Origin of the sequence: Streptomyces chartreusis NRRL 3882 (assembly GCF_900236475.1) — a bacterium.
Taxonomy (GTDB): domain Bacteria; phylum Actinomycetota; class Actinomycetes; order Streptomycetales; family Streptomycetaceae; genus Streptomyces; species Streptomyces chartreusis_D.
The window spans coordinates 1,115,793-1,138,887 of the sequence record NZ_LT963352.1 but is presented as its reverse complement, the minus strand read 5'-3'; the positions used below and the strand labels follow the sequence as shown (position 1 = coordinate 1,138,887).

Below are 23,095 nucleotides of genomic sequence, written 5' to 3'. Positions count from 1 at the left end.
CCCCCTTTCGCGGGTCAGGAGTTGCTCGGGAAGCCGAGGTTGATGCCGCCGGCGTCCGCCGGGTCCGGCCAGCGCGTGGTGATCACCTTGCCCTGGGTGTAGAAGGCGACGCCGTCGTTGCCGTAGATGTGCAGGTCGCCGAAGAGCGAGTCCTTCCAGCCGCCGAAGGAGTGGTAGCCGACCGGGACCGGGATCGGCACGTTGACGCCGACCATGCCCGCCTTGACCTCCAGCTGGAAGCGGCGGGCGGCGCCGCCGTCCCGGGTGAAGATGGCGGTGCCGTTGCCCCAGCGGGAGTCGTTGATGAGCTTGATGGCCTCTTCGTACGTCTCCGCCCGGACCACGCACAGCACCGGGCCGAAGATCTCGTCCCGGTACGCGTCCGCCGTCAGCGGCACCCGGTCCAGCAGGGAGACGCCGAGGAAGAAGCCGTCCGCGCACTCGGGGTGTCCGTCGACCGAGAAGCCGGTGCCGTCGACCACGACCTCGGCGCCCTGCTCGGCCGCGCTCGCCACGTACGAGGCCACCTTGTCGCGGTGCTCGCGGGTGATCAGCGGACCCATCTCGGACGCCGGGTCGTCGCCGGGGCCGATCCTCAGGTTCTTCGCCCGCTCGGCGATCTTGCCGACCAGCTCGTCACCGGTGTCGCCGACCGCGACCACGACCGACACGGCCATGCAACGCTCGCCCGCCGAGCCGTAGGCCGCGTTGATCGCCTGGTCGGCGGCGAGGTCGAGGTCGGCGTCGGGCAGGACCAGCATGTGGTTCTTGGCGCCGCCCAGGGCCTGTACCCGCTTGCCGTGCTCGACGGCCTTGAGCTGGATGTACTTGGCGATCGGGGTGGAGCCGACGAAGGAGACCGCCTCGATGTCCGGGTGCTCCAGGATGCGGTCCACGGCCACCTTGTCGCCCTGCACGACGTTCAGGACGCCGTCCGGCAGCCCGGCCTCGGCGGCCAGTTCGGCGAGCTTGAAGGAGGCCGACGGGTCCTTCTCGCTGGGCTTCAGCACGAACGTGTTGCCGCAGGCGATCGCCAGCGGGAACATCCACATCGGCACCATCGCCGGGAAGTTGAACGGGGTGATGCCCGCGACCACGCCGAGCGGCTGGCGGATCGAGGCGACGTCGACCCGGGTGGAGACCTGCGTGGACAGCTCGCCCTTGAGCTGGACGCTGATCCCGCACGCCAGCTCGACGATCTCCATGCCGCGCGCGACCTCGCCGAGCGCGTCGGAGTGCACCTTGCCGTGCTCGGCGGTGATCAGCTCGGCGATCTCGTCGCGGTGGGCGTCCAGCAGCTCGCGGTACTTGAACAGGACCGCGGTGCGCTTGGCGAGCGAGGAGGCTCCCCAGGACTCGAAGGCGGCCTTGGCGGAGGCGACGGCGGCGTCCACCTCGTCGGTGGTCGCGAACGCGACCTGCTTCTCCTGGGTGCCGGTGGCCGGGTTGTAGACGGGGCCGAAGCGGCCGGAGGTGCCTTCGACGGGCTTGCCGTCGATCCAGTGGGTGATGGTCTTCATGGTGCGCAAGGGCCTTTCGTGGAGCCTGAGTTCGCGGGGAGTTCGCGGGAGTTCAGAGGTGGCGGCGGCGTCCGGCGACCTGGCGGTCGTAGCGCTCGCGGGCCGCGACGGCGGCCTCGCGGGAGGCGGTCTCGGCCACCGGCACGTCCCACCAGGCCTCGGCCGGGGGAGCGGTCGGGGCCGGGTCGGTCTCGACGTACACGCACGTCGGCCGGTCGGAGGCACGGGCCGTGGCTAGCGCCTCGCGCAGCTCGCGCACGGTCTTGGCGCGCAGCACGTCCATGCCGAGGCTGGCCGCGTTGGCGGCCAGGTCGACGGGGAGCGGGGCGCCGGTGAAGGTGCCGTCGGCGGCCCGGAACCGGTAGGCGGTGCCGAACCGCTCGCCGCCGGTCTCCTCCGACAGGCCGCCGATGGAGGCGTAGCCGTGGTTCTGGATGAGGACGATGTTGACCGGCAGGCCCTCCTGGACGGCCGTGACGATCTCCGTCGGCATCATCAGGTAGGTTCCGTCGCCGACCAGCGCCCACACCGGCGTACCGGGAGCGGCCTGCTGGACGCCGATGCCGGCCGGGATCTCGTAGCCCATGCAGGAGTAGCCGTACTCCAGGTGGTACTGGCGCGGGCTGCGGGAGCGCCACAGCTTGTGCAGGTCGCCGGGGAGCGAACCGGCCGCGTTGATCACCACGTCGTCGTCGCCCACGGCCGCGTCCAGCGCGCCGAGGACCTGCGTCTGCGTCGGGACCGCGTTCTCGTCGCCGGCGCGGTAGGCGGCCTCGACGACCTCGTCCCAGCGCTCCTTGCCGGCGCGGTACTCGGCTTCGTAGGAAGCCTCCACCCGGTGACCGGCGAGCGCCTCGCGGAGCAGCTCCAGACCGGCCCTCGCGTCGCAGACCAGCGTCCGTGCCGCCAGCTTGTGCGCGTCGAAGCCGGTGATGTTGAGGTTGAGGAACCGCACGCCCGGGTTCTGGAAGAGCGTGCCGGAGGCCGTGGTGAAGTCCGTGTAGCGGGTGCCGACACCGATCACGAGGTCGGCCGTGCGGGCGAGGTCGTCGCTGACCGCCGTGCCGGTGTGGCCGATGCCGCCGAGGTCGGCGGGGTGGTCGTACCGCAGCGCGCCCTTGCCGGCCTGGGTGGAGGCGACGGGGATGCCGGTGGCGTCCACGAAAGCCTGCAGCGCCGTCTCGGCCTCGCTGTGGTGGACGCCGCCGCCCGCCACGATCAGGGGCCGCTTCGCCGACCGGATCGCCTCGACGGCCGCCGTCAGCTCCACCGGGTCCGGCGCGGGACGCCGTACGTACCAGACGCGCTCGGCGAAGAACTCCTCCGGCCAGTCGTACGCCTCCGCCTGCACGTCCTGCGGCAGGGCGAGGGTGACGGCGCCGGTCTCGGCGGGGTCGGCCAGCACGCGCATGGCCTGGAGCGCCGAGGGGATCAGCGCCTCGGGGCGGGTGATCCGGTCGAAGTACCTCGACACCGGGCGCAGCGTGTCGTTGACCGACACGTCGGCCTCCACCGGGTGCTCCAGCTGCTGGAGCAGCGGGTCGGCGGAGTGCGTGGCGAAGTAGTCGCCGGGCAGGAGCAGCACCGGGAGCCGGTTGATCGTCGCCAGGGCGGCGCCGGTGACCAGGTTGGTGGCGCCCGGGCCGATGGAGGTCGTCACGGCCTGCGCGGACAGGCGGTTGAGCTGCCGGGCGTAGCCGACGGCCGCGTGCACCATGGACTGCTCGTTGCGGCCCTGGTGGAACGGCATGACGTGCTCGCCCGCCTCCAGCAGCGCCTGGCCGACCCCGGCGACGTTGCCGTGGCCGAAGATCCCCCAGGTCCCGGCGATCAGCCGGCGCCGGACGCCGTCCCGCTCGGTGTACTGGGCGGACAGGAACCGCACCAGCGCCTGGGCGGTCGTCAGTCGGCGGGTGGTGGCGCTCATGCGGAGGTCTCCGGGGCGGTGTAGAGAGGGAGTCGGGGATCGACCGGCTGGTCCGGCCAGGTGTCGCGGACCCAGGCGTGGTCGGGGTGGTCGCAGATCAGCCAGGCGCGCTCGGCCTCCGGGCCCGCCATGACGTTGAGGTAGTACATGTGGTGGCCGGGCGTGGCCATCGACGGCCCGTGCCAGCCGTCCGGGATCAGGACGACATCGCCGTCGCGGACCTCCGCCAGCACGTCGGTGTCCCGGCCCGGGCCGGACGGGGAGACGCGCTGGTAGCCGAGGCCCGGGATGCCGTCGTGGCCGGCGAACTCGAAGTAGTAGATCTCCTCCAGCACGGACTCCTCGCCCGGCCGGTGCTCGTCGTGCTTGTGCGGCGGGAACGAGGACCAGTTGCCGCCCGGGGTGATCACCTCGACCGCGATGAGCTTGTCGCACTCGAAGACCCCGGCCGCGCCGAAGTTGTTGACCTGCCGGGAGCAGTTCCCGGTGCCCCGCAGCTCCACGGGGACCTCGGAGGCGGGTCCGTAGCGGGCGGGCAGCCGGCGGGTGCAGCGCGCGCCGGTCAGCGCGAACCGGCCGCCGGCGGTGGAGGTCACGGTCGCCCGGGCGTCGCGCGGCACGTACGCGAAGTCGCTGACGCCGCTGAAGACGTCCGGGCGGCCGCGGAGTTCGAAGGTCTCCCGGCCGAAGTCGTCCGCCGCGGCGACCGTGCAGCCGCCGCTCAGCGGGACGACGATCCACTCGCTGTCGCCGGTCTCGAAGGAGTGCGTGCCGCCCGGCGGCAGCTCCAGGATCCGCAGGCTGGAGTATCCCCAGCCGGCCTTCTCCGGCGTGACGTCGACGATGTAGGGGCCGCCGAGGGCCTTACCCGCGGGAAGGTGAAACGTCATCGTGTCCCTTTCGGATCACAGCAGGTGCCGCATGCGTCAGAGCAGGTGCCTCATGCATCAGAGCAGGCCGACGGCCGTGTCCACGGCCTCTTCCACAGTGCCCTCGGCCGGATAGAGCAGCGAGCGCCCGACGACCATGCCCTGCACGGTGGGCAGGCGCAGGGCCTTGCGCCAGCGTTCGTACGCGCCCTCCTGGTCGCCGCCGACCTCGCCGCCAAGCAGCACGACGGGGAGCGTGGAGGTCTCCAGGACCTGCGCCATGTCGTCCGGGTCGTCGGTGACGGGCAGCTTCAGCCAGGTGTAGGCGGAGGTGCCGCCCAGGCCCGAGGAGATGGCGATGGACCGGGTGACGGCCTCGGCGGACAGGTCGTTGCGCACCTTGCCGTCGACCCGCCGGGAGATGAACGGCTCGACGAACAGGGGAAGTCGCAGGGCCGCCATGGCGTCGATCGCCCGCGCCGTGGACTCCAGGGTGGTGAGCGAGCCCGGGTCGTCGTAGTCGATGCGGACCAGGAGCTTGGCCGCGTCGAAGCGGAGCCGGGCGATGTCCTCGGCGCGGTGGCCGGTGAAACGGTCGTCCATCTCGAACGTGGCGCCGGCGAGGCCGCCGCGGTTCATCGAGCCCATGACGACCTTGTTCTCCAGCACCCCGAGCAGGAGCAGGTCCTCCAGGATGTCGGCGGTGGCGAGCACCCCGTCGACACCGGGCCTCGACAGGGCGACGCAGAGCCGTTCCAGCAGATCGGCGCGGTCGGCCATGGCCAGGCGCCGGTCGCCGACCCCGAGGGCGCCGCGCGCCGGGTGGTCGGCGGCCACGATCATCAGCCGGCCGCTGTCGCCGATCAGCGGGCGGCGCACCCGGCGGGCGGCCGCCTCGGCGACGGCCTCGGGATTCCGGGCTCTGACCGTGGTGAGGTCGGGGATGCCGATGTTCAAGGAAGGCTCCGTTCAGTGGCTCGGGCTCGGCGACGACGCCTCGGCGAGGAGGTCCTCGACCTCGGACTCGGCGGGCATCGCGGAGGAGCAGGCGAGGCGGGAGGCGACGAGGGCGCCGGCGGCGTTGGCGTGCCGCATGGTCTTCTCCAGGTCCCAGCCGGCGAGCAGGCCGTGACACAGGGAGCCGCCGAAGGCGTCGCCCGCGCCCAGGCCGTTGACCACCTCGACCGGCACCGGCGGCACCTCGGCCCGGGTGCCGTCGCGGTGCACGGCCAGGACGCCCTTGGGGCCCTGCTTGACGACGGCCAGTTCCACGCCCGCCTCCAGCAGCGCGTCGGCGCAGGCCTGCGGTTCGCGCACGCCGGTGGCGATCTCGCACTCGTCGAGGTTGCCGACGGCGACGGTGGCGTGGCGCAGCGCCTCGCGGTAGTACGGGCGGGCCTCCTCGGGGTCGGCCCAGAACATCGGGCGCCAGTCGAGGTCGAAGACGGTGATGCCCGCCTTGTCGCGGGCCTTGAGGGCGGCGAGCGTGGCGGAGCGGCTCGGCTCCTCGCTCAGACCCGTCCCGGTGATCCAGAAGATCCGGGCCCCGCGGATCGCGAAGAAGTCCAGCTCGTCGGTGTGGATCTCCAGGTCGGGGGCCTTGGGGCGGCGGTAGAAGTACAGCGGGAAGTCGTCCGGCGGGAAGATCTCGCAGAACGTGACCGGCGTCGGGTGGGCGTCGACCGGGGTGACCCAGCGGTCGTCGACGCCGAAGGACTTCAGCTCCTCGTGCAGGTAGGTGCCGAAGGGGTCGGCGCCGGTCCGGGTGATCACGGCCGTACGGCGTCCGAGGCGCGCCGCGGCGACCGCCACATTGGCCGCCGAACCTCCCAGAAATTTCCCGAACGTCTCCACTTGGGGCAGCGGGACGCCGGTCTGGAGGGGATACAGGTCGACCCCGATGCGGCCCATCGTGATCAAGTCGAAATACTGGGCTGGCTCGGGCATGCGCGACCTCCTCGGGAAGCTGGGGATGCGGGTCCGAGGCCGCCCTGACACCGTGGGGCGTGGATGACCTGCGACCTGCCGCCTACCAGGTGTAGGCGGCGGAGACGGCCCTGTCAATAGTTTGTACTTACATTCGGACCTGCTTGTGAAATGATGTCTTAACAAAGTATTGACAGCGAGCGCGGCAAGGACTTGGATCCCGTGGCATCGCAACAGTCTGTTTGCGGCATCATGATCCGGACTCCGTAAGGCTCCGGGACCACGGATCCCTCGTGATCCCCTTCCTTTCCCCCGCAGTAGCACAGTGAGGTGCCAGGAAAGATGGACCGCTCTTCTCACCCCCGCTCCCGCCGGATCGCGCCGGTTGTGGCCGTTGCCGCGGCGGCGGCCCTGACCCTCGCCGGCTGCTCCAGCAGTTCCGGGGGCAAGAAGTCCGAGGAAGGCGCCGCCAACGCCTCCGCCGGCAAGGCGACCACGCCGCGTATGACCGTCGCCCTGGTCACCCACCAGGCGCCCGGTGACACCTTCTGGGACACCGTGCGCAAGGGCGCCGAGGCCGCCGCCGCCAAGGACAACATCAAGCTCGTCTACTCCGCCGACCCGAACGCGGGCAACCAGGCCAACCTGGTCCAGAACGCGATCGACCAGAAGGTCGACGGCATCGCCGTCACCCTCGCCAAGCCCGACGCCCTCAAGGGCGTCATAGGCAAGGCCGAGAAGGCCGGCATACCCGTGGTCGGACTCAACTCCGGCCTGAGCGACTGGAAGAAGCTCAACCTGCTGGAGTTCTTCGGCCAGGACGAGTCGGTGGCCGGCGAGGCCTTCGGCAAGAAGCTCAACGAGGTCGGCGCCAAGCACGCCCTCTGCGTCGTCCAGGAGCAGGGCAACGTCGGCCTGACCCAGCGCTGCGACGGCGTCGAGAAGACCTTCGACGGCAAGCTCGACACCCAGAACGTCAACGGCACCGACATGCCGTCCGTCAAGTCGACGATCACCGCCAAGCTGAAGCAGGACCCGTCCATCGACTACGTCGTCACGCTCGGCGCCCCCTTCGCGCTGACCGCGGTGCAGTCGGTCGGCGACGCCGGCAGCAAGGCGAAGGTCGCCACCTTCGACCTCAACAAGGACCTCATCAAGGGCATCAAGAACGACTCCATCCAGTTCGCCGTCGACCAGCAGCCCTACCTCCAGGGCTACCTGGCCGTCGACGGCCTGTGGCTCTACAAGAACAACGGCAACTACAGCGGCGGCGGCGAGCAGCCCGTGCTGACCGGCCCGGCCTTCGTCGACAAGTCCAACGTCGACAAGATCGGGGAGTTCGCCGCGAAGGGCACCCGGTGATGAGCATGACCCAACAGGCTGCGCCGGCGGTGGACACACCGCCGGCCCCCGGCCAGAAGCAGTCCGACGGCCGGACGAGGCAGCGCCCCCTGGCGCTGCGGCTGCTCGCCCGGCCCGAGGTCGGCGTCTTCCTCGGCGCCGTCGCCGTGCTCGTGTTCTTCCTGTTCGCGGCCCCGCCGGTACGCGACGGCAGCTCGATGGCCAACATCCTGTACCAGTCGTCGACCATCGGGATCATGGCGCTGCCGGTGGCCCTGCTGATGATCGGCGGCGAGTTCGACCTGTCGGCCGGTGTCGCCGTGGTCACCTCGGCGCTCACCGCGTCGATGCTCAGCTACCAGCTGACACTGAACGTCTGGGTCGGCGTGATCGTCGCCCTGCTCGTGTCGCTCGCGATCGGCGCGTTCAACGGCTGGATGCTGGTCAAGACCGGCCTCCCGAGCTTCCTGGTCACCCTGGGCACCTTCCTGATCCTCCAGGGCGTGAACCTCGCCGTGACCAAGCTGGTCACCGGCAACGTCGCCACCGACGACATCAGCGACATGGACGGCTTCTCCCAGGCGCAGAAGATCTTCGCCTCGACGTTCGAGGTCGGCGGGGTCAACGTCAAGATCACCGTCGTCTGGTGGCTGGTCTTCGCGGCCCTGGCCACCTGGGTTCTGCTGCGCACCAAGTACGGCAACTGGATCTTCGCCGTCGGCGGCAACAAGCACTCCGCCCGGGCCGTCGGTGTCCCGGTGACCTTCACCAAGATCTCCCTGTTCATGCTGGTCGGCTTCGGCGCCTGGTTCGTCGGCATGCACCAGCTGTTCTCCTTCAACACCGTGCAGTCCGGCGAGGGCGTGGGCCAGGAGCTCATCTACATCGCCGCGGCCGTCATCGGCGGCTGTCTGCTGACCGGTGGCTACGGCTCCGCGATCGGTCCGGTCTTCGGTGCCTTCATGTTCGGCATGGTGCAGCAGGGCATCGTCTACGCCGGCTGGAACCCCGACTGGTTCAAGGCCTTCCTCGGCGTGATGCTCCTCGGCGCCGTCCTCATCAATCTGTGGGTCCAGCGCACGGCGACCCGGAGGTGACCGCAGTGACCAGCAACGAAACCGGCACCCACGGGGCCGTCCTGACGGACACGCCGCCCGAAGGGGACCGACCCCTCGTCGAACTCCGCAGCGCCGGCAAGTCCTACGGCAACATCCGCGCCCTGCACGGCGTCGACCTCACCGTCCACCCCGGCAGGGTCACCTGCGTCCTCGGCGACAACGGCGCGGGCAAGTCCACCCTCATCAAGATCATCTCGGGTCTGCACCAGCACACCGAGGGCGAGTTCCTCGTCGACGGCGAACCGGTGCGCTTCTCCACCCCGCGCGAGGCCCTCGACAAGGGCATCGCCACGGTCTACCAGGACCTCGCCGTCGTCCCGCTGATGCCGGTGTGGCGCAACTTCTTCCTCGGCTCCGAGATGACCAAGGGCCCCTGGCCCGTGCGCCGTCTCGACATCGAGAAGATGAAGAAGACCGCGGACGAGGAACTGCGCAACATGGGCATCGTCCTCGACGACATGGAGCAGCCCATCGGCACGCTCTCGGGCGGCCAGCGCCAGTGCGTCGCCATCGCCCGCGCCGTCTACTTCGGCGCCCGCGTCCTCATCCTGGACGAGCCGACCGCCGCACTCGGCGTCAAGCAGTCCGGTGTGGTCCTGAAGTACATCGCCGCCGCCCGCGAGAAGGGCCTCGGCGTCATCTTCATCACCCACAACCCGCACCACGCCTACATGGTCGGCGACCACTTCAGCGTGCTGCGCCTGGGCACCATGGAACTGTCCGCCTCCCGCAGCGAGGTCAGCCTCGAGGAGCTGACCAACCACATGGCCGGCGGCACCGAACTGGCCTCCCTCAAGCACGAGTTGGCGCAGGTCCGCGGCGTCGACGTCGAGGAGCTCCCCGAGGAGGGAGACCTCACCGCCCCCGTAGCCACGTCTTCGGAAGGAAAGTCCTGACATGGCCTCTGCGCTCGACCGCATCCGGGTCGGCTCCGCCCCCGACTCCTGGGGCGTCTGGTTCCCGGACGACCCCCAGCAGGTGCCCTGGGAACGCTTCCTGGACGAGGTCGCCGAAGCCGGCTACTCCTGGATCGAACTCGGCCCGTACGGCTACCTGCCGACCGACCCGGCCCGGCTCACCGACGAGGTGACCAAGCGGAACCTGAAGGTCTCCGCCGGCACGATCTTCTGCGGTCTGCACCGCGGCCCCTCCGAGTGGGACTCCACCTGGGAGCAGGTCAGCCGGGTCGCCGCCCTCACCCAGGCCATGGACGCGAAGCACCTGGTCGTCATCCCGTCCTTCTGGCGGGACGACAAGACCGCCGAGATCCTGGAGCCCCCGGAGCTCACCACCGAGCAGTGGCGCAACCTCACCACGGGCATGGAGCGCCTCGGCCGTGAGGTGAAGGACAGGTACGGCCTGGACATCGTCGTCCACCCGCACGCCGACACCCACATCGACACCGAGGAGCACGTCGAGCGGTTCCTCGACTCGACCGACTCCGACGCGGTCAACCTCTGCCTGGACACGGGCCACTACGCCTACTGCGGCGGCGACAGCGTCAAGCTGATCGAGACGTACGGCGAGCGCATCGGCTACCTGCACCTCAAGCAGGTCGACCCGGAGATCCTCGCGGACGTCGTCAAGAACGAGGTCCCGTTCGGCCCGGCCGTCGCGCGCGGCGTGATGTGCGAACCGCCCGCCGGTGTCCCGGAGTTGGGCCCCGTCCTGACGGCCGCCCAGAAGCTGGGCGTGGACCTGTTCGCCATCGTCGAGCAGGACATGTACCCCTGCGAGCCGGACAAGCCGCTGCCGATCGCGGTGCGCACCCGCAAGTTCCTGAGGTCCTGCGGCGCCTGACGACCCGAAAGGACGGCCATGACTGAGCGCGCCACCCTGAAAGTCGCGGTCATCGGTACCGGAAGGATGGGCGCGGACCATGTGCGCCGCATCCACGACGTCATCAGCGGAGCACGGGTGGTCGCCGTCGCCGACGTCGACGCGGAGCGCGCGAAGGCCGTCGCCGCCCGTGTCGACGGCTGCACCGCGCACACCGACCCGGCCGCCGCGATGGCGGCGGCCGACGTCGACGCCGTCCTGATCGCCTCCCCGGGCCCGGCCCACGAGGCCACGCTGCTCGCCGCCTTCGAACGCGATCTGCCCGTCCTGTGCGAGAAGCCGCTCACCCCCGACGCGGCCTCCGCCCTGCGCGTCCTCGAAGCCGAACTGCGCCTCGGCCACCGCCGCGTCCAGGTCGGCTTCATGCGCCGCTACGACCCCGAGTACGCGAAGCTGAAGGCCCTCCTGACGACGGGTCAGCTGGGACGTCCGCTGATGCTGCACAACCGGCACCGCAACGTCGCCAGCCCGCCCTTCTTCACCAGCTCCATGCTCATCAGCGACTCCGTCGCCCACGAGGCGGACGCGACCCGCTGGCTGCTGGACCACGAGATCACGGCGGTCACGGTGCTGCGCCCGGCGCCGTCCGCCAACACCCCCGACGGGCTGCGCGATCCGCAGTTCGTCGTCTTCGAGACCGACGGCGGCGCCCTCTCGGACGTGGAGATCTTCGTCAACTGCGGCTTCGGCTACCAGGTCCAGGCCGAGGTGGTCTGCGAACGCGGCACCGCCCGCATCGGCGACGGCCACGCCCTGGTCACCAACATGGCCGGCCGCTGGGGCGGCACCATCGCCCAGGACTTCACCGAACGCTTCGAGACGGCCTACGACCGGGAGATCCAGGCCTGGGTCGACGCCACCCGCCGCGGCGAGGTCACCGGCCCGAGCGTCTGGGACGGCTACGCCGCCGCCGCGGTGTGCGAGGCCGGAGTACGGGCGCTGGACGACGGCGGCCGGGTCGAGGTCGAACTGGTCGAGAAGCCCGCGCTGTACGCGTGAACGGGCCGGGGGTACCCCGGCCCGTTCGGCGTGTTCCTCAGATCCTGGTGCTGGGCCGGGGCTCGAACCCGGCCGCGCGGTAGCAGTCGTCGATGAGCGCCATCGTCGTCACCGCGTCGTCCGCGTCCAGCGGCAGCGCCGCACCGTCCCGCACCCGGGCCGCGAACGCCTCCAGCTGGTACGTGTACGACGAGCGCGTCCCGAGGTGCTCCGTGCGTTCGCCCTCCGGGGTGCGGATCACGATCCGGTCGTCCATCTGCGGCAGTACGAAGTTCGGGGCCGTCGCCTCGCCCCGGGAGCCGACGATCCGGATGCTCATGTCCAACCCGTCGTACGCCATGTGGCAGCGGGCCGAGCCGGTCGCGCCGCCGGGGAACTCCAGGTCGGCGTCCAGCCACTCGTCGACCCCGGGCGCACCCGCGCGCTGACCGCCCCGGGCCCCGGCCAGGCGCGGCGCGCCGCCCGCCCAGGGCGCCAGCATGCGCAGCGCGTGCAGGCTGTAGCAGCCGAGGTCCATCAGGGCGCCGCCGGCCAGCGGCAGCGACCAGCGCGGGTCGGTGTCCGGCGGCGCGGCGATGGCGACCATCGCCTCGACATGCCGCAACTCGCCGAGCTCACCGGACTCCAGCAGCTCGTGCAGGCGGCGGGTGACCGGGTGGAAGAGGTAGTGGAAGGCCTCCATGAAGACCGTCCCGGCATCCACCGCGGCCTGACGTACCTCCGCCGCCTCCCGCGCGTTGCTCGCCGACGGCTTCTCCGACAGCACGTGCTTGCCCGCCGCGAGGGCGGCCAGGTTCCACGGGCCGTGCAGACCGTTGGCGAGCGGGTTGTAGACCACGTCGACCTCGGGATCGGCCACCAGCTCGGCGTACGAATCCGCCACCCGCTCCACGCCGTGCTCGGTGGCGAACGCCTCGGCGCGGGCGCGGTCGCGGGCGGCCACCGCGACGAGGCGGTGGCCGGTCGCCCGGGCCGGGTCGATCAGGGAGCGTCCGGTGATCCGCGCCGCCCCCAGCACACCTATGCGCAGCGGTCCCCGGCCCGTGTCGCTCATGCCTGCCGTACCTCCTCGATCGTCACGGGACGGTGCTCGTGCAGCGACAGTGTGCAGGCGTCGGCGATCCAGCCCGCCTCCAGGGCGTCCTCGATCGTGCAGGGGGAGGGGCGGGTGCCGGCCACGACCTCGGTGAACGCGGTCAGTTCGGCGCGGTAGGCCTCGGTGAAGCGGTCCATGAAGAAGTCGTGCGGGGTGCCCGCCGGGAAGGTCACGCCCGGCTCGACCGAGCGCAGCGGCAGCTTGTCCTCCAGGCCGACGGCGATGGAGTCCTTGAAACCGTGGATCTCCATGCGGACGTCGTAACCACGGGCGTTGTGGCGGGAGTTGGACACCACCGCGATGGTGCCGTCGTCCAGGGTGAGGATCGCGCCGGTGGTGTCGGCGTCACCGGCCTCCTTGATGAAGTCGGCACCGCGGTTGCCGCCCACGGCGTACACCTCGGTCACCTCGCGGCCGGTCACCCAGCGGATGATGTCGAAGTCGTGCACCGAGCAGTCGCGGAAGATGCCGCCGGAGGCGGCGATGTACGCGGCGGGCGGCGGCGCCGGGTCGAGCGTGGTCGAGCGGACCGTGTGCAGCGTGCCGAGCTCGCCGCTCTGCACGGCGGCGCGGGCGTTGACGAACCCGGTGTCGAAACGGCGGTTGTAGCCGATCTGGATCGGCACGTCCTTGCCCTGGACGGCCTTCAGCACCTCGACCCCCTCGCTCATGGTCCTGGCGACGGGCTTCTCGCAGAAGACGGGGATGCCGGCCTCGACCCCGGCCAGGATCAGCGCGGGGTGGGCGTCCGTCGCGGCCGCGACGACGATGCCGTCCACGCCGGCGGCCAGCAGGGCCTCCGGCGAGTCCACGACCTCGGCGCCGAACCGCTCGGCGGCGGCCTTGGCGGCGTCCGCGAACGGGTCGGTGACGACGAGGGACTCGACGGCGTCGAGCCCGGAGAGGGTCTCGGCGTGAAGGGCGCCGATACGGCCGAGGCCGAGGATTCCGATACGCATGGGTGATGCTCCTAGTTGTGAACGGGGGGTGGTGCGATGCCCTTGGGGGCACGGGGAACTGCGCGAACAGCCAAAACGGCGCCGCACACGACCGACGACAATGCGCGGCACATCCTTAGTCGAGTCCGCCCAGAACGTTCTGATCCCAATCGATGACGGACCCGGTAACCACCCCGGACCGATCCGACAGCAGAAACACCACGAACTCGGCGATCTCATCAGGCTGGCCCAACTTGCCCATCGGCAACTTCGCGGCAGCCTCCTCACGCCAGTCGTCCCCCGCCTCGTGGAACGCCCGCTGCGTCGCGTCCTCACCCTCCGTCGCCGTCCAGCCGATGTTCAGCCCGTTGATCCGCACCCGGTCCCACCGGTGCGCGTGCGCGGCGTTCCGGGTCAGGCCGATGAGGCCGGCCTTCGCGGCCACGTACGGCGCCAGAAACGGCTGACCCCCGTGCGCCGACGACGTGATGATGTTGACGATCGTGCCGGGCGCCTCCCGCGCGACCATGTCCGCGACCGCCGCCTGCATGGCGAAGAACGGCCCCTTGAGGTTGATCGCGACGTGCTGGTCGAACAGCTCGGGCGTGGTGTCCAGCAGCGTCCCCCGGGAGGTCAGCCCGGCGGAGTTCACGAGGCAGTCGATCCGGCCGTACGTCTCCACGACCCGGGCCACGGAGGCCTTCGCCTGCCCCGCGTCCGACAGGTCGGCCCGGACGTACAGGGCCTTGCCGCCCGCGGCGGTCAGCTCCGCCACCAGGGCCTCACCGGGCCCGGGCCGCCGCCCGGTGACGGCCACCACCGCCCCCTCGCGGACCGCGGCCCGCGCGACGGCGGCGCCGACACCCTGGCTGCCGCCGTTGACCAGGACGACCTTGTCGTCGAGAAGTCCCACGCGTTCCCTCAGCTCTCTCGCCGTTCGGTACCGGCCCGCAGCTCCGCTCGGAGCGCCTCCGGCGTCCACTCCTCGTGCAGGGCCCGCCGTACGAGATCCGCCTGGGAGGGCGGGGCCAGGCCGTCGACCGGCGGGTCGCTGTCGAGGTTGGTCGGGAAGGGGTAGCCCTCGGCGCTCGCCGCGATGACGTTGGCCAGCCACGCGTCGCTCGCGCCCTCGGCCTTCCGCTTCAGGAGCACGGGGTACACCGCGTTCGCCACGGCCTCCCGGTCCACCGTCTCCATCGCCCGCCCGAACGCGGACGACACCTGCAACAGGTTCGCCATGCGCCGGATGTCCGCCGAGCGGTTGGTGCCGGCGGCGTGGAAGAGGGCCGGGTTGAAGAAGACCGCGTCGCCCTTGGCGAGCGGCAGCTGCACCTGGTGCGCCTCGAAGTACGCCCGGAACTCCGGGAGCCGCCAGGCGAGATAGCCCGGCTCGTACTTCTGCGAGTGCGGCAGGTACATCGTCGGCCCGGACTCCACCGGCATGTCGCAGTGCGCGACCGCACCCTGGAGGGTCAGCACGGGGGAGAGGCGGTGCACGTGCCCCGGGTAGGCGGCGGCGACCTCGTTGGACAGGAAGCCCAGATGGTAGTCGCGGTGCGCCGTCTGGGCGGCGCCGCCCGGGTTGACCACGTTGAGCTGCGAGGTGACCTGGTAGCCGGGGCCCAGCCAGGCCGTGGCCACGAGGGCGAGGACGTCGTTGGCGTAGTAGTCGGCGAACGCCTCCGCGTCGTACAGGGCCGCCTTCTCCAGCGCGTTCCACACCCGGTCGTTGGCGCCCGGCTTCGCGAAGTGGTCACCGGCCGTCGCGCCCGAGGCACGCTGCTCGGCGATCAGGGCGTCGAACACGGCCGTGGCCCGGTCCACGACCTCCGGGTCCGGGAAGGCACCGCGGAAGACGACGATGCCGGGCCCGTCGGCGAGCGCGCGCACCAGCTCGGCCTGGACCACCCGGTCGCCCTCGAGCAGGCCGGTGTCGTAGACCGGCACGTTCCGCTCCACGGCCGAGGCGTGCGGATAGTCGACGGGATCGGTCGCCTGCTCGACCAGCGCGCGGAACGCGTCGAGGTCGCAGTCCTGCTCGGACAGCCAGGCGCGGCGGTGTACGGAAGTGAAGGACATCGTCGTCCCTTCGGGGTCACGGAGCGACGCAGCCCTGTCATTCTTGTCAGTACAAACCCCTCGAACAACCAGCAGCGAGCCATCAAAAACCCCTCAAGGAGCCGGCGCATGGGCCACCCCTTCCCGATCCGGGAGATCGCACGTCAGGCGGGCCTGAGCGAGGCGACCGTCGACCGGGTCCTGAACGGCAGGGGAGGGGTGCGGGAGAGCACGGCCCGGGAGGTGCACCAGGCCATCGCCGACCTGGACCGGCAGCGCACCCAGGTCCGGCTCGTCGGCCGGACGTTCATGGTCGACATCGTGATGCAGGCGCCCGAGCGCTTCACCACCGCGATCCGCGCCGCCCTGGAGGCCGAGCTGCCGTCCCTGCACCCGGCGGTGCTGCGCTCCCGCTTCCACTTCCGCGAGACCGGCCCGGTCGGGGAGCTGGTGCGGATCCTGGACCGGATCGCCCGGCGCGGCTCACAGGGCGTGATCCTCAAGGCCCCGGACGTCCCCGAGGTCACGGCCGCGGTCGGCCGGCTCGCGGCGGCCGGCATACCGGTCGTGACGCTGGTGACGGACCTGCCGTCCAGCGCCCGCCTCGCCTACGTCGGCATCGACGACCGGGCGGCCGGCGCGACAGCGGCGTATCTGATGGGCCAGTGGCTGGGGGAGCGGCCGGGCAACATCCTGACCAGCCTCAGCAGCGGCTTCTTCCGCAACGAGGAGGAGCGCGAGATGGGCTTCCGCAGCGCCATGCGCGCCCGGCACCCCGGGCGCACGCTGGTCGAGATCGCCGAGGGGCAGGGGCTGGACGCCACCCAGTACGACCTCGTCCGGGCAGCGCTGAAACGCGACCCGGACATCCGCGCGGTGTACTCGATCGGCGGCGGCAACATCGCCACGCTGAAGGCCTTCGACGACCTCCGCCGCGAGTGCGCCGTGTTCATCGCACACGACCTCGACCACGACAACACCCGGCTGCTGCGCGCGCACCGCCTGTCCGCCGTGCTCCACCACGACCTCCGCCAGGACGTTCGCGAGGCCTGCCACACCGTCATGCGCGCTCACGGCGCGCTGCCGCCGGCGGGACCGCCCCTGCCGTCGGCGATCCAGGTGGTGACGCCGTACAACATGCCGCAGCAGGCGCCCGTGTGATCCGGCGGCATGAGCGCGCGTGGATCCGGAAGCGGAGCTCGCGCGGCGCCTACCGTCAGGCCCATGTGGACCTCGCGCCCGGACGGCGGACCCGAGCGGCTGGTGACCCTGGTCGACGGGGTGTTCGCCATCGCCATCACCCTGCTCGTCCTCGATCTCTCCGTGCCGCGGGACCTCGATCCCGCCGCGTACCGCAGGGCTCTGCGCGAGCTGCTGCCGGACCTCGGGGCGTACGCGCTGAGCGTCGCGGTGCTGGGCAGCTTCTGGCGCGACAACCGCCGGATCTTCCAGGGCGTGCGGGAGATCGACGGACAGGTGATCAGCCTTTCGGTCGCGGGGCTCGGGGTCGCCGCCCTCGTGCCGTTCCCGACCCGGCTGCTGGCCGAGTACGGCGACCTGTCCGTGTCGGTCGCCGTCTACGCGGGGGCGGTCGCCGCGCTCGGCGCCTGCCATCTGGCGGTGGCCACCGTCCTGGCCAAGCGGCCCTGGCTGCGGCACGACACGCCCTCCGAGGCGACGACCACGCTCTATCTCGTCGACAGCGCGGCGTCGGTGGTGATCTTCCTCGCCACCGTCCCGCTGGTCTTCGCGACCGGCCCCAGGATCATGTGGCTGTGGCTCGTCCTCGTCCCCGTGAAGGTCTACCTGGGCCGGCGGCTCCAGGGCCCGGGCTGAGGCCGGCGCCCCGCCCCGGCAGGACCGGGGCGCCGCGTCACGCCGGACCGTCCACCGGCGCCCACGTACCGCTCCGCGCCGACCGCGCCATCGCGTCCAGCGCGGCCGCACTGTGCACGGCGTCCATGAGGGTCGCCCCGTGCGGAGTGCCCTCGGCGACCGACCGGAGGAAGCGGTACGCCTCGATGACCTTCAGGTCGTCGTACCCCATGGCGTTCGCCGCGCCGGGCTGGAACGCGGCGAACTCGCCGTGGCCCGGGCCGACGTACACCGTCGTCACCGCCTGGTCCTGGTACGTCGTGCCGCGGCTGATCCCCAGCTCGTTCATGCGGCGGAAGTCCCAGAACACCGCCCCCTTCGTGCCGTGCACCTCGAAGCCGTAGTTGTTCTGCTCGCCCACCGAGACCCGGCAGGCCTCCAGCACACCGCGCGCCCCGGAGGCGAAGCGCAGCAGGCAGCCGACGTAGTCCTCGTTCTCGACCGGGCCGAGTTCGCCGCCGGAGGCGCGGCTGTGGCCCGCCGTCGCCCCAGTGGGACGGGCCCGCTCCGGCAGGAAGATCGCCGTGTCGGCGGTCAGGGACGTGATGTCGCCCAGCAGGTGACGGGCCAGGTCAGCGCCGTGCGAGGCGAGGTCGCCCAGCACGCCGCTGCCGCCCCGCTCCCGCTCGTACCGCCAGGTCAGCGCGCCCTCGGGATGCGCCGCGTAGTCGCTGAACAGCCGGATGCGGACATGCGTGACCGCGCCGATCTCCCCCGAGGAGATCAGCTCGCGGGCCGCCTCGACGGCGGGCGCGTTGCGGTAGTTGAAGCCGACGGTGCCCTGTACACCCGCCTGGGCCACCGCCTCGGCCACCGCACGCGCGTCCTCGGCGGTCAGGCCCACCGGCTTCTCGATCCAGATGTGCTTGCCCGCCTCGGCCATGGCGACGCCGATCTCGCGGTGGAGGAAGTTCGGCGCGGTGATGCTGACCGCCTTCACCCGGGGGTCGGCGACCACCTCCCGCCAGTCACGCGTGGTCGACGCGAACCCGAACTGCGCGGCGGCCTCCTCAGCCCGGCCCGGCACCTCCTCGGCGACCGTGACCAGCTCCGGGACGAGCGGCAGCTGCGGATAGTGGTGCCGCACGCGCGCGTACGCCTGGGTGTGCACCCGTCCCATCCAGCCGAAACCGACGACGGCGACGCCGAGCGTGTCCACCATGAGAGCCCCTCTTTGGACCGTTCCAGAACCTGTCCGGGCCACCCTGAGTGCGGTTTCCCGCCGCTGTCAACCCTTTGACAAGGCGACGACCCTCATGGAACGGTCCATGTCATGAGACCGCCGACGATCCGAGACGTTGCCGAACGGGCCGGCATCTCCAAGTCGCTGGTCTCCCTGGTGCTGCGCGGTTCCGATCAGGTACGCCCCGAGAAGCGGGAGGCCGTGCTCCGTGCCGCCCAGGAGCTCGGCTACCGCCCCAACGCCGCCGCGCGCAGCCTCAGTGAGCAGCGCACCCGAACGGTCGGGGTCCTGCTGAACGACCTGCGCAACCCCTGGTTCGTCGACCTCCTCGACGGCCTGAACTCCCTCCTGCACGCGGGCGGCCTGCAGATGCTGCTCGCCGACGCCCGCCTCAACCGCCGCATCGGCCAGGACCCGGCCGACCCGCTCCTGGACCTCCGTGTCGACGGCCTGGTCGTGGTCGGCACCCTGCCCGATCGGGCGGCCCTCGGCGTGGTCGCCGAGCGGATGCCGGTCGTCCTGGCGGGCGCCCGCGAGCCCGTGCCACCCGGGGTGGACCAGGTCGCCGGCGACGACGAGCAGGGCGCCCGGCTGGTCACCGAGCACCTCATCGGCCTCGGCCACCGCCGCATCGCGCACCTCGCGGGCTACGGAGCCGTCGGCGAACTGCGCCGCCGCAGCTTCGAGGCGACGATGCGGGCGCACGGCCTGGCCGACCGGGCCGTCGTCGAAGCCGGCGACATGACCGAGGAGGGCGGCTACCGCGCCACCGTCCGCCTCCTCAGCCGGCCCGACCGCCCCACCGCCGTCTTCGCCGTCAACGACATCACCTGCGTCGGCGCCCTCTCGGCGGCGGAGGAACTGGGCCTGCGCGTCCCGCACGACGTGTCCGTCGTCGGCTACGACAACACGAGCATCTCCCGGCTGCGCCACCTGTGGCTCACCACCGTCGACAACGCCGGTCACGAGGTCGGCCGCCGCGCCGCCCGCTTCCTCCTCGACCGCTTCGAGCGGCCGGGGGGAGAAGGGCGGATCCATCTGGCGGCGCCGACGCTGGAGATCCGGGGGACGACGGGCCGGCTGTCCTAGATCGGACCCCCGGTGTCCGTCTCGACCTCTATGCCCTGGTCGGGTGCACCCGTCGACTTAGCGTATTGTTTGCGGCATATGCATACGAGTTGAGGCTTGTGGGCATCATAGGACGAAGGGGGAGCAACGGGTGGATGAGGCGCGGGACCGGCGTGTCCGGCTGGCCGAAACGACCGGAGGTGCCGTCACGGGGCTGCTCGCCCTCGCGTCCTGCGCCGCACACGCGACCAAGGCGGAACTGCCCTGGTGGGCCGTCCTCGCCGTCGCCGTGTCGACAGCGGGTCTCGCTGCGATCCTCCCGCCGCACCCCACCGGTCACACCCCGCCCGACGTCCACGAGGGCTCGCCCTGCGGATGCGGTAGGGTTGACCTGCGCGATCACGCGGTTCACCCGCGCGAGCCGCATCGGGACGTGGCGCAGCTTGGTAGCGCACTTGACTGGGGGTCAAGGGGTCGCAGGTTCAAATCCTGTCGTCCCGACGTGTGAGGCAGCAGATCAGAGGCCGTACCGGAGCTTTCCGGTGCGGCCTCTTGGTCGTTCCCGCGTCCGTCAGATCAGCAGCGCCTCCGGCACCCCGTTCCTGCGCACCCACTCCACCCGGTGCTCGGCGGCCAGGGCCAGGCCCCGGCGGCCGGCCTCGGCGGGCACCGGGAGCCGGCACAGGGCGTCGAGCGTGCGCAGCATCGTCTCGGCGAAGTGCCGCCCCAGTGCCGTGAGGCGGCCCGAGGACAGCAGGACCTCCGTGGCCTCCCGGGCGCCCGCGCGCCAGCGGGCGAACTGGGCGTGCGCCCGGGCGAGTTCCTCGGGATCCTGCTCCACGGCCCGGTGCCGGTTCCAGAACTGCGCCACCCCGAGGTGCGCGTACGCCCCGTGGAACAGGCCGAGCAGGGGCCGGGGGTCCGGGCGCCAGGGCGCGTAGTACCGCTCCTCGCCGCCGGGCTCGAACAGGTCGAAGAGGTGCAGGACGGCGGCGAACTTGCTGTGCTGCAACTCATGGGCGAGGGACAGGGCGAGAGCCCGACCGGTGCGCGGCCGGGACAGTGCCATGGAGCCGAACGCCTCCGCGCTGCTGCCGCTGAAGCTGCCCGTGCGGCCGAGGGGCACCAAGGTGCGTGGACCGGCGGCGAGTTCGGCGCAGGTCTCCGGATGGTGAGCCAGCAGCAGCCGGCAGGCCTCCCGGGCCGTCACCTCCCACCAGTGCAGATCGTCCGCCGTCAGACCCAGCGGCCGCTCGGGCACGCCGGGGAAGCGCAGCGGGTCCACGTCGTCCAGGAGCAGGGGCGCGCCGGTGTCCAGCACGACGAGCCGGTGCGCCGCCCGCCACCGTCCCGATGACTCGTACGGCGCCTTCGGCACGGCCACCGGGCCTGGAACGGAGCCCCGCCCTGCGACTCGGACCCTGGCCTCACCGGCGGCATCGATCTCCACCTCCGCCAGGTCGCCGGGCCCGGCACCGCGGAAGCGGGCGCCGCCGAGCGAGGGCAGGAAGACCTGGTCCGACGTCAGGGGCCACCGCACCCGTGCGGGTACGCCCGCGCGGACCGCGGCCGCCGCGGCGAGGGAGCTGAACGAGTGGACCGGCGGCTCACCCACCGCCCCGGCCTCACCCTCGACGACGCGGTCCAGCCGGGCCAGCAGGCCGACCAGCGCTGTCCCCGCCGACGGTTGCGCGAGGACCGCCGACACCGCCCGGGGATCGGCCCGATGGGCGGCCGCGAGGAGCTCCCAGGCCTGCCCGGCCGCCTCGGCCACGCCGCCGCCGATCTCACGGGCGGCCTCCGTGACCGCGTGCGCGCAGGCCAGGCGGCGGCTGTACTCGGCGCGGCCGAGCAGGCCCAGGGCCTCGGCCCCGCCGCCGCCCGTGGCGAGCGCGGTGAAGACCCTGCCGGGCACCCGGATCGGCCCGGGCCTCATGCCGCTTCCGCCGGGGCACCGCGCAGCCGGTCCAGGTCCCCGGCGAGCCGCTCCCTGACCCGCACGATCAGCGCGGCCAGGTCGGCACAGTAGACACTGGGGTTGGCGAAACCGGTGGCAGGGCGGTAGCGGTTGGCGTAGTGGCCGCCTCCGCACACCCGCCGCAGCCGGCAGTCGCGGCACTGCGCGGACAGACCGTCGGCGCCCCACTGGCGGGCCGCGACGCCCGGATGGCGCAGCAGCGCGTCGAAGGAGTCACGCTCGGCATGCAGGCCGGTCCGCGCGGCGCCGGGATAGGCCGTGCGCAGCGTGTCGTCCTGGGCGAGAGCGCCGTCCGTCTCCACCACGGCGTACCGCACGGGCGCCAGGCCCAGCGCCTCCGTCTCCGGGGTGCCGCCGAGCAGCAGCGTCATCATGTCCTCGAGCAGCCGCACCCGCGTGAGACGCCGTGGGGCCCCGTACCACCGCTCGAACACCCGCCACAGCCAGTCCGCGTACGGCGTGCCGGGCAGTCCGGGCCGCAGTCCGGGCGGGGGAGTGTGCCAGTTGCCCTGCGGCAGCAGGAAGTCCACCGCGGGCGGACGGTACGTCAGCAGGTGCTCGTAGCAGCGCACCGGATCGTTGCGGAGGTCGATGGTGCACAACAGGCCCGCGAACAGCTCGCGATGGGGCCCGTCGGCCAGCCGGTGCAGGGCGGCGGCGACCCGGGCGTGGCTGCCGCGTCCGTCGGCACCACGGCGGTGCCGGTCGTGTGCGGCGCGGTCGCCGTCCAGGCTGACCGAGACCCGGATGCCGTGCGCGGCACACAGGTCGAGCCAGCGTTCGGTCAGCCGTACGCCGTTGGTCTGGAGCGTGAGGTGCAGTCGTACGCCCGGACCGGCCGCGGCGCGCAGTACCGAGGCGGCCCGGCCGACGGCGGCCTCCCCGGCGAGCAGCGGCTCGCCCCCGTGCAGCACCACCCCGGCCTCGCGCACCCCGTGCGCCGCCAGGTGTTCGGCGATGCGCTCGGCCGTGCGGTCGAGCGTCTCCGGGGCCATGGTGCGCGGCTGTTCGCGCCAACTGCTGTCGTGCGAGCGGTACATGTAGCAGTACTGGCAGGCGAGGTCGCAGCGGCTGTGCACCTTCAGCACGAAGGAGTGGAACGGAACGGGCGTCCATCCGGCCGCTTCCCGCGCCGCGACGTCGGCCGCGACCGGCCACGGTGGCTCCGCATGGCGCAGTCGATTCATACGTACCCCCCGGTTCGCATGCCGACCGGCCCGGTGCCCGCCCGGCCGGCCCACGCCATTTGGCCCAGTATTCGGCGCCGGTGACAGACCGTCAACATCGAGATTCCGTCGTCCGGGCCGCCACCGCCCGAAAGTAGCCGTTTTCCCGGGCCGCCCCGTGGGGACGTCAACAC

Annotated in this window: 20 protein-coding genes and 1 tRNA gene; 9 read left to right on the top strand and 12 right to left on the bottom strand. The window is 71.9% G+C overall.

What is annotated here, in order from left to right:
• Positions 1-14 precede the first annotated feature (14 nt).
• From SCNRRL3882_RS05105 to iolC, 5 genes are read right to left on the bottom strand one after another with little or no spacing between them, the layout of a single operon-like run.
• Complete coding sequence (locus SCNRRL3882_RS05105; protein WP_010044778.1) at positions 15-1,520, bottom strand: CoA-acylating methylmalonate-semialdehyde dehydrogenase; 1,506 nt, start codon at positions 1,518-1,520, stop codon at positions 15-17.
• Between the two features lie 52 nt (positions 1,521-1,572).
• On the bottom strand, positions 1,573-3,447 hold the full coding sequence (gene iolD, locus SCNRRL3882_RS05100; protein ID WP_010044780.1) for a 3D-(3,5/4)-trihydroxycyclohexane-1,2-dione acylhydrolase (decyclizing): 1,875 nt from the start codon (positions 3,445-3,447) through the stop codon (positions 1,573-1,575).
• Positions 3,444-4,337 (bottom strand): 5-deoxy-glucuronate isomerase, encoded by an 894-nt coding sequence (iolB, locus tag SCNRRL3882_RS05095; protein ID WP_010044782.1) that lies wholly within the window; start codon positions 4,335-4,337, stop codon positions 3,444-3,446. The genes iolD and iolB overlap by 4 nt, the downstream gene beginning before the upstream one ends.
• A 57-nt stretch (positions 4,338-4,394) precedes the next feature.
• Complete coding sequence (locus SCNRRL3882_RS05090; RefSeq protein WP_010044784.1) at positions 4,395-5,273, bottom strand: Cgl0159 family (beta/alpha)8-fold protein; 879 nt, start codon at positions 5,271-5,273, stop codon at positions 4,395-4,397.
• Positions 5,274-5,285: 12 nt separating this feature from the next.
• Positions 5,286-6,263 carry a 5-dehydro-2-deoxygluconokinase gene (gene iolC, locus SCNRRL3882_RS05085; protein ID WP_010044785.1) on the bottom strand — a complete coding sequence of 326 codons (978 nt, stop codon included), beginning with the start codon at positions 6,261-6,263 and terminating at the stop codon, positions 5,286-5,288.
• Between the two features lie 321 nt (positions 6,264-6,584).
• On the opposite strand from iolC, the gene SCNRRL3882_RS05080 reads away from it, so the two are divergent.
• The 5 genes from SCNRRL3882_RS05080 to SCNRRL3882_RS05060 are packed head-to-tail and all read left to right on the top strand — an operon-like array spanning position 6,585 to position 11,539.
• Positions 6,585-7,604: a sugar ABC transporter substrate-binding protein gene (locus SCNRRL3882_RS05080; protein ID WP_029181520.1), complete on the top strand. Its 1,020-nt coding sequence runs from the start codon at positions 6,585-6,587 to the stop codon at positions 7,602-7,604.
• A complete protein-coding gene (locus tag SCNRRL3882_RS05075) occupies positions 7,604-8,680 on the top strand; it encodes an ABC transporter permease (RefSeq protein WP_010044790.1) in 1,077 nt (358 codons plus the stop codon). Before SCNRRL3882_RS05080 ends, SCNRRL3882_RS05075 begins: the two co-directional genes overlap by 1 nt.
• Positions 8,681-8,685: 5 nt before the next feature.
• Entirely contained in the window at positions 8,686-9,597 is a 912-nt protein-coding gene (locus SCNRRL3882_RS05070) for an ATP-binding cassette domain-containing protein (protein WP_010044793.1), read from the top strand.
• Between the two features lies 1 nt (position 9,598).
• Entirely contained in the window at positions 9,599-10,501 is a 903-nt protein-coding gene (locus tag SCNRRL3882_RS05065; RefSeq protein WP_010044794.1) for a sugar phosphate isomerase/epimerase family protein, read from the top strand.
• An 18-nt stretch (positions 10,502-10,519) separates the two neighbouring features.
• Entirely contained in the window at positions 10,520-11,539 is a 1,020-nt protein-coding gene (locus SCNRRL3882_RS05060) for a Gfo/Idh/MocA family protein (protein WP_010044798.1), read from the top strand.
• A gap of 37 nt (positions 11,540-11,576) precedes the next feature.
• Here the strand turns inward: SCNRRL3882_RS05060 and SCNRRL3882_RS05055 are convergent, their stop codons facing one another.
• From SCNRRL3882_RS05055 to SCNRRL3882_RS05040, 4 genes are all read right to left on the bottom strand, one after another.
• On the bottom strand, positions 11,577-12,593 hold the full coding sequence (locus SCNRRL3882_RS05055; protein WP_010044801.1) for a Gfo/Idh/MocA family protein: 1,017 nt from the start codon (positions 12,591-12,593) through the stop codon (positions 11,577-11,579).
• Entirely contained in the window at positions 12,590-13,594 is a 1,005-nt protein-coding gene (locus SCNRRL3882_RS05050) for a Gfo/Idh/MocA family oxidoreductase (protein ID WP_010044803.1), read from the bottom strand. The genes SCNRRL3882_RS05055 and SCNRRL3882_RS05050 overlap by 4 nt, the downstream gene beginning before the upstream one ends.
• A 115-nt stretch (positions 13,595-13,709) precedes the next feature.
• Complete coding sequence (locus SCNRRL3882_RS05045) at positions 13,710-14,486, bottom strand: SDR family oxidoreductase (protein WP_010044805.1); 777 nt, start codon at positions 14,484-14,486, stop codon at positions 13,710-13,712.
• Positions 14,487-14,494: 8 nt separating this feature from the next.
• Positions 14,495-15,652, bottom strand: a complete 1,158-nt coding sequence (locus tag SCNRRL3882_RS05040; RefSeq protein WP_010044807.1) for a phytanoyl-CoA dioxygenase family protein — start codon at positions 15,650-15,652, stop codon at positions 14,495-14,497.
• Between the two features lie 108 nt (positions 15,653-15,760).
• On the opposite strand from SCNRRL3882_RS05040, the gene SCNRRL3882_RS05035 reads away from it, so the two are divergent.
• A complete protein-coding gene (locus tag SCNRRL3882_RS05035) occupies positions 15,761-16,792 on the top strand; it encodes a LacI family DNA-binding transcriptional regulator (protein WP_010044809.1) in 1,032 nt (343 codons plus the stop codon).
• Positions 16,793-16,855: 63 nt separating this feature from the next.
• Complete coding sequence (locus tag SCNRRL3882_RS05030; protein ID WP_010044812.1) at positions 16,856-17,467, top strand: TMEM175 family protein; 612 nt, start codon at positions 16,856-16,858, stop codon at positions 17,465-17,467.
• 37 nt (positions 17,468-17,504) lie between these two features.
• On the opposite strand, the gene SCNRRL3882_RS05025 is transcribed toward SCNRRL3882_RS05030, so the two are convergent.
• Positions 17,505-18,668, bottom strand: coding sequence for a Gfo/Idh/MocA family protein (locus tag SCNRRL3882_RS05025; protein WP_010044813.1), 1,164 nt, complete (start codon positions 18,666-18,668; stop codon positions 17,505-17,507).
• Positions 18,669-18,779: 111 nt separating this feature from the next.
• Here SCNRRL3882_RS05025 and SCNRRL3882_RS05020 point away from each other — a divergent pair, with 111 nt between their 5' ends.
• Positions 18,780-19,778 (top strand): LacI family DNA-binding transcriptional regulator, encoded by a 999-nt coding sequence (locus tag SCNRRL3882_RS05020; protein ID WP_010044815.1) that lies wholly within the window; start codon positions 18,780-18,782, stop codon positions 19,776-19,778.
• A 406-nt stretch (positions 19,779-20,184) separates the two neighbouring features.
• Positions 20,185-20,258, top strand: a tRNA-Pro gene (locus tag SCNRRL3882_RS05015).
• A 70-nt stretch (positions 20,259-20,328) separates the two neighbouring features.
• Here the strand turns inward: SCNRRL3882_RS05015 and SCNRRL3882_RS05010 are convergent.
• The gene (locus SCNRRL3882_RS05010) at positions 20,329-21,693 is read right to left on the bottom strand and encodes an aKG-HExxH-type peptide beta-hydroxylase (RefSeq protein WP_010044818.1); all 1,365 of its coding nucleotides are present in this window, start codon (positions 21,691-21,693) and stop codon (positions 20,329-20,331) included.
• Positions 21,690-22,922, bottom strand: a complete 1,233-nt coding sequence (locus tag SCNRRL3882_RS05005; protein ID WP_010044820.1) for an FxsB family cyclophane-forming radical SAM/SPASM peptide maturase — start codon at positions 22,920-22,922, stop codon at positions 21,690-21,692. The genes SCNRRL3882_RS05010 and SCNRRL3882_RS05005 overlap by 4 nt, the downstream gene beginning before the upstream one ends.
• Positions 22,923-23,095: the final 173 nt, after the last annotated feature.

What these genes read in the sequence shown, in the direction of transcription:
- SCNRRL3882_RS05065 (WP_010044794.1), top strand. Translation starts at nt 9,599, where the DNA reads ATGGCCTCTGCGCTCGACCGCATCCGGGTCGGCTCCGCCCCCGACTCC.
- SCNRRL3882_RS05105 (WP_010044778.1), bottom strand. Translation starts at nt 1,520, where the DNA reads ATGAAGACCATCACCCACTGGATCGACGGCAAGCCCGTCGAAGGCACC.
- SCNRRL3882_RS05050 (WP_010044803.1), bottom strand. Translation starts at nt 13,594, where the DNA reads ATGCGTATCGGAATCCTCGGCCTCGGCCGTATCGGCGCCCTTCACGCC.
- SCNRRL3882_RS05055 (WP_010044801.1), bottom strand. Translation starts at nt 12,593, where the DNA reads ATGAGCGACACGGGCCGGGGACCGCTGCGCATAGGTGTGCTGGGGGCG.
- iolC (WP_010044785.1), bottom strand. Translation starts at nt 6,263, where the DNA reads ATGCCCGAGCCAGCCCAGTATTTCGACTTGATCACGATGGGCCGCATC.
- SCNRRL3882_RS05020 (WP_010044815.1), top strand. Translation starts at nt 18,780, where the DNA reads ATGAGACCGCCGACGATCCGAGACGTTGCCGAACGGGCCGGCATCTCC.
- SCNRRL3882_RS05025 (WP_010044813.1), bottom strand. Translation starts at nt 18,668, where the DNA reads ATGGTGGACACGCTCGGCGTCGCCGTCGTCGGTTTCGGCTGGATGGGA.
- iolD (WP_010044780.1), bottom strand. Translation starts at nt 3,447, where the DNA reads ATGAGCGCCACCACCCGCCGACTGACGACCGCCCAGGCGCTGGTGCGG.
- SCNRRL3882_RS05080 (WP_029181520.1), top strand. Translation starts at nt 6,585, where the DNA reads ATGGACCGCTCTTCTCACCCCCGCTCCCGCCGGATCGCGCCGGTTGTG.
- SCNRRL3882_RS05010 (WP_010044818.1), bottom strand. Translation starts at nt 21,693, where the DNA reads ATGAGGCCCGGGCCGATCCGGGTGCCCGGCAGGGTCTTCACCGCGCTC.
- SCNRRL3882_RS05075 (WP_010044790.1), top strand. Translation starts at nt 7,604, where the DNA reads ATGAGCATGACCCAACAGGCTGCGCCGGCGGTGGACACACCGCCGGCC.
- SCNRRL3882_RS05030 (WP_010044812.1), top strand. Translation starts at nt 16,856, where the DNA reads ATGTGGACCTCGCGCCCGGACGGCGGACCCGAGCGGCTGGTGACCCTG.
- SCNRRL3882_RS05060 (WP_010044798.1), top strand. Translation starts at nt 10,520, where the DNA reads ATGACTGAGCGCGCCACCCTGAAAGTCGCGGTCATCGGTACCGGAAGG.
- SCNRRL3882_RS05005 (WP_010044820.1), bottom strand. Translation starts at nt 22,922, where the DNA reads ATGAATCGACTGCGCCATGCGGAGCCACCGTGGCCGGTCGCGGCCGAC.
- SCNRRL3882_RS05040 (WP_010044807.1), bottom strand. Translation starts at nt 15,652, where the DNA reads ATGTCCTTCACTTCCGTACACCGCCGCGCCTGGCTGTCCGAGCAGGAC.
- iolB (WP_010044782.1), bottom strand. Translation starts at nt 4,337, where the DNA reads ATGACGTTTCACCTTCCCGCGGGTAAGGCCCTCGGCGGCCCCTACATC.
- SCNRRL3882_RS05035 (WP_010044809.1), top strand. Translation starts at nt 15,761, where the DNA reads ATGGGCCACCCCTTCCCGATCCGGGAGATCGCACGTCAGGCGGGCCTG.